A 3,992-nucleotide genomic window follows, 5' to 3' on the forward strand; every position below is an offset into this window, starting at 1 on the left:
CCGCGCGGCGGGCCTCGAGGTGGGCCCGCGCGGCGGCGTGGTCGTCGACGACACGTGCGTCTCGTCCGACCCCGACGTGTCGGCGGTCGGCGAGGTCGCGTGCATCCAGGGCGCGTGCATCGGCCTGGTCGCCCCGGGCTACGCGATGGCCGAGGTCACCGCGGACCGCCTGCTCGGCGGCGCGGCCGAGTTCCCGGGCGCGGACACCGCGACCAAGCTCAAGCTCTCGGGCGTCGACGTCGCGAGCTTCGGCGACGCGTTCGGCCGCACCGAGGGCGCGCTCGAGCTCGTCTGGGCCGACCCGGTCGCGGGCGTCTACAAGAAGCTCGTCATGTCCGACGACGCACGCACGCTGCTCGGCGGCGTCCTCGTCGGCGACGCGTCCGCGTACGCGAGCCTGCGCCCGATGCTCGGCCGCGAGCTCCCCGGCGACCCGGCGGCGTTCCTGCTGCCCGAGGGCGGCGGGGGCGGCCTCCCCGACCTGGAGCTGCCCGACGACGCGGGCGTGTGCTCGTGCAACAACGTGTCCGCGGGCACGATCCGCGGCGCGGTCACCGAGCACGGCTGCACCGACGTCGGCGCGGTCAAGGCGTGCACCAAGGCCGGCACGTCGTGCGGCTCGTGCCTCCCGCTCGTCAAGAAGCTCGTCACGACCGAGCTGTCGAAGCAGGGCATCACCGTGAGCAACGCGCTGTGCGAGCACTTCGCGCTGTCCCGCGCGCAGCTCTACGACGCCGTCCGCGTCTCCGGGGTGCGGTCGTTCACCGAGGTCGTCGAGCGGTTCGGGACGCGTGCGGAGGGCCGCGGCTGCGACATCTGCAAGCCGGCCGTCGCGTCGATCCTCGCGACGACGGCGCCCGCGCACGTCCTCGAGGGCGAGCGCGCCGCGCTGCAGGACACCAACGACCACGTGATGGCGAACCTGCAGAAGGACGGCTCGTACTCGGTCGTCCCGCGCATCCCCGGCGGCGAGGTCACGCCCGAGGGGCTCATCGCGATCGGCGAGGTCGCGAAGGACTTCGGGCTCTACACGAAGATCACCGGCGGGCAGCGCATCGACCTGTTCGGCGCGCGCATCGACCAGCTGCCCGTCATCTGGCAGCGCCTCGTCGACGCCGGGTTCGAGTCGGGCCACGCGTACGGCAAGTCGCTGCGCACCGTGAAGTCGTGCGTCGGGTCGACCTGGTGCCGGTTCGGGGTGCAGGACTCCGTGGCGCTCGCGGTGCTGCTCGAGCTGCGCTACCGCGGCCTGCGCTCGCCGCACAAGCTCAAGATGGGCGTCTCCGGGTGCGCCCGGGAGTGCGCGGAGGCCCGCGGCAAGGACGTCGGCGTCATCGCGACCGACAAGGGCTGGAACGTCTACGTCGGCGGCAACGGCGGCTTCACCCCGAAGCACGCGGTGCTGCTCGCCGAGGACCTGTCGACCGAGGACCTCATCCGCACGATCGACCGCTTCCTCCTCTACTACATCCGCACCGCCGACCGCCTGCAGCGGACCGCGCCGTGGCTCGAGGACCTCGAGGGCGGCGTCGACGCGCTGCGCGGCGTCGTCATCGACGACACCCTCGGCATCGCGGCGGACCTCGACGCGCAGATGGCGCAGCACGTCGACACCTACGAGGACGAGTGGCGCGCGACCCTCGAGGACCCCGAGAAGCTGCGCCGGTTCGCGTCGTTCGTCAACGCGCCCGCCACGCCCGACCCGTCGCTCGCGTACGTGCCCGAGCGCGGTCAGGCCCGCCCCGCCACCGCGGACGAGCGTGACGCCGCGCTCCGCGGCGAACCCGTCCTCGTCGCCGGCACGACCCTGGAGGTGCGCGCATGACCGTCTCGGAGACCCCCACGCTGCCCGAGCTCGACCAGACCGGCTGGCAGCCCGTCTGCGCGCTCCGGCACCTCGCGCCCGAGCGCGGCGCCGCGGCACTGCTCGGCGGGCACCAGGTCGCGCTGTTCCGGCTCGTCGACGACCGTGTGCTCGCGGTCGGCCAGCACGACCCGTTCTCGGACGCGTTCGTGATCTCGCGCGGCATCGTCGGGTCGCGCTGGGTCGACGACGTCGAGGTGCCCACGGTCGCGTCGCCCATGTACAAGCAGGTCTTCGACCTCACGACCGGCCGCTGCCTCGACAGCGTCGGCAAGGTCCCCGTGCGCGACCTGCCCGCCGACCTGCGGTCCTTCCCCGTGCGCGTCGTCGAGGGCGTGGTCGAGGTCGAGATCCCGGTGGCCCCGTGACGACGATGCTGGGCGTCGACCTGGCCGGCCGGCGCGTCGTCGTCGTCGTCGGCGGGGGACCGGTCGCCGCCCGCCGGGTCCAGGGTCTGCTCGCGGACGCCGCGTCGGTCGTCGTCGTCGCGACGCTCGTGAGCGGCGCCACGTGGTGGGTCAACGACCAGGTCGCGCGCCTGTCCCCGCCCGCGGGCCACGAGGAGGCCGCGGTCCCCCTCGGCACTCCCCCGCTCGCGTTCGCGCTCGACGCCGGGCCGCACACGTTCACCGCGATGCAGCCCGACGGCTCGGGTCCCGTCGCGTACAGCCCGTGCCGCCCGGTCCACTACGTCGTGCGTCCCGACAACGCGCCGCCCGGCGGCGACGTGCTGATCCGCACGGCGGTCCAGCGTGTGGCGGAGGCGACCGGGCTGCAGTTCGTCGACGACGGCGCGACCACCGAGGGTCCGACGTCCGACCGCCCCGCCTACCAGCCCGACCGGTACGGCCGCCGCTGGGCGCCCGTCCTCTTCACGTGGTCCACCTCGGTCGAGACGCCGGGCCTGCTGGGCGACGTCGCGGGGACCGGCGGGTCGGCCTCCGTGACCGTCGACGGGCTGTCCGTCTACGTCACGGGCGAGGTCACGCTCGACACCGAGGAGCTCGCGCCGCTCGTCGCGACCCCCGACGGGACGGCCGTCGCGATCGGCGTCGTCACGCACGAGCTCGCGCACGTCGTCGGGCTCGGGCACGTCGACGACCCGACGCAGCTCATGTACCCGAGCACGAACCTCACCGTGACCTCGTTCGCCTCGGGCGACCGTGCGGGGCTCGCAGCGCTCGGACGTGGGGCCTGCGCGCCGGACGTGTGACGCTCCCCGGAGAATCCCAGGAACGACAGGTACTCTCCCGCGGAGCACACGCCCCGAGGAGCCCGTCATCCGCCCCATCGTCTTCGTCCACGGCACGCGCACGTCGTCCGCGATCTGGCAGCACCAGCTCGACGCGCTGACACGGTCGGGCCACCCGACGCTCGCCCTGGACCTGCCCGGTCACGGCGCGCGTGCGCACGAGCGGTTCACGCTCGAGGGCGCGATCCGCGCGATCGACGACGCCGTCGCGTCCTTCGCGGTCGCGCCCCTGCTCGTCGGCCTCTCGCTCGGCGGGTACGCGAGCCTCGCCTACGCGCGCCGGAACGAGCACAAGCTCGCGGGCGTGGTCCTCGCGGGCTGCTCGACGGAGATCAAGGGCAAGCCGCTGCTCGCGTACCGGTCGGCGTCGGGCGCGGTGACGCGGGCGCTGCGGATCGGCGGCGGGACGTGGCACGTCGTGCAGGACATGCTCTCCGCGATGTCGGGGTACTCCCCGCTCGCCGACCTGCGCCGCGTGCGGCTGCCCGTCTGGGTCGTCAACGGTGCGCGCGACCCGCTGCGGCTCGACGAGCGCCGCTACCTCACCGCCCGGCCCGGCACGCGCCTGAGGGTCGTCCCGCGCGCGGGCCACGACGTGAACTCCCACGCGCCCGTCGCGTTCAACCGTCTGCTGCTCGACGCACTGCACGAGCTGCGCGTCCTCGACCGCCCCGCCCTGGCTCCCGCGGTCGTGCTCTGACACCCGCTGTCGTGCTCTGACCCTGCGCAGGTGCCGGTGTCGGTGACCGGCGGCAAGAAGCCGAAGTACGACGACCCGCTCTACCTCCCGGACAACTCGGGGGAGTTCGCGACGCACCCCGGGTGCCACTACTTCGGGTCGACGCGCATCGTCTTCGAGAAGGGCGCGACCGCGAC

The 3,992-nt window shown here is 74.0% G+C and carries 4 protein-coding genes; all 4 read left to right on the forward strand.

The genetic code is table 11. The features are described from left to right. Positions 1-1,825, forward strand: a 1,825-nt coding sequence (gene nirB / locus HGA02_RS12505) for a nitrite reductase large subunit NirB (RefSeq protein ID WP_168679290.1), incomplete at its 5' end; no start/stop codon positions are given. Continuing rightward, positions 1,822-2,232, forward strand: coding sequence for a nitrite reductase small subunit NirD (gene nirD / locus HGA02_RS12510; protein WP_168679291.1), 411 nt, complete (start codon positions 1,822-1,824; stop codon positions 2,230-2,232). The genes nirB and nirD, both read left to right, overlap by 4 nt. Before the next feature lie 5 nt (positions 2,233-2,237). Further along, positions 2,238-3,077 carry an NAD(P)-dependent oxidoreductase gene (locus HGA02_RS12515; RefSeq protein WP_246247731.1) on the forward strand — a complete coding sequence of 280 codons (840 nt, stop codon included), beginning with the start codon at positions 2,238-2,240 and terminating at the stop codon, positions 3,075-3,077. Next, positions 3,052-3,816, forward strand: coding sequence for an alpha/beta fold hydrolase (locus HGA02_RS12520; protein ID WP_343035462.1), 765 nt, complete (start codon positions 3,052-3,054; stop codon positions 3,814-3,816). Before HGA02_RS12515 ends, HGA02_RS12520 begins: the two co-directional genes overlap by 26 nt. Positions 3,817-3,992: the final 176 nt, after the last annotated feature.

The sequence above is a fragment of the Cellulomonas septica genome, assembly GCF_012396155.1.
Lineage (GTDB): Bacteria > Actinomycetota > Actinomycetes > Actinomycetales > Cellulomonadaceae > Cellulomonas > Cellulomonas septica.

What these genes read in the sequence shown, in the direction of transcription:
- nirD (WP_168679291.1), top strand. Translation starts at nt 1,822, where the DNA reads ATGACCGTCTCGGAGACCCCCACGCTGCCCGAGCTCGACCAGACCGGC.
- HGA02_RS12515 (WP_246247731.1), top strand. Translation starts at nt 2,238, where the DNA reads ATGCTGGGCGTCGACCTGGCCGGCCGGCGCGTCGTCGTCGTCGTCGGC.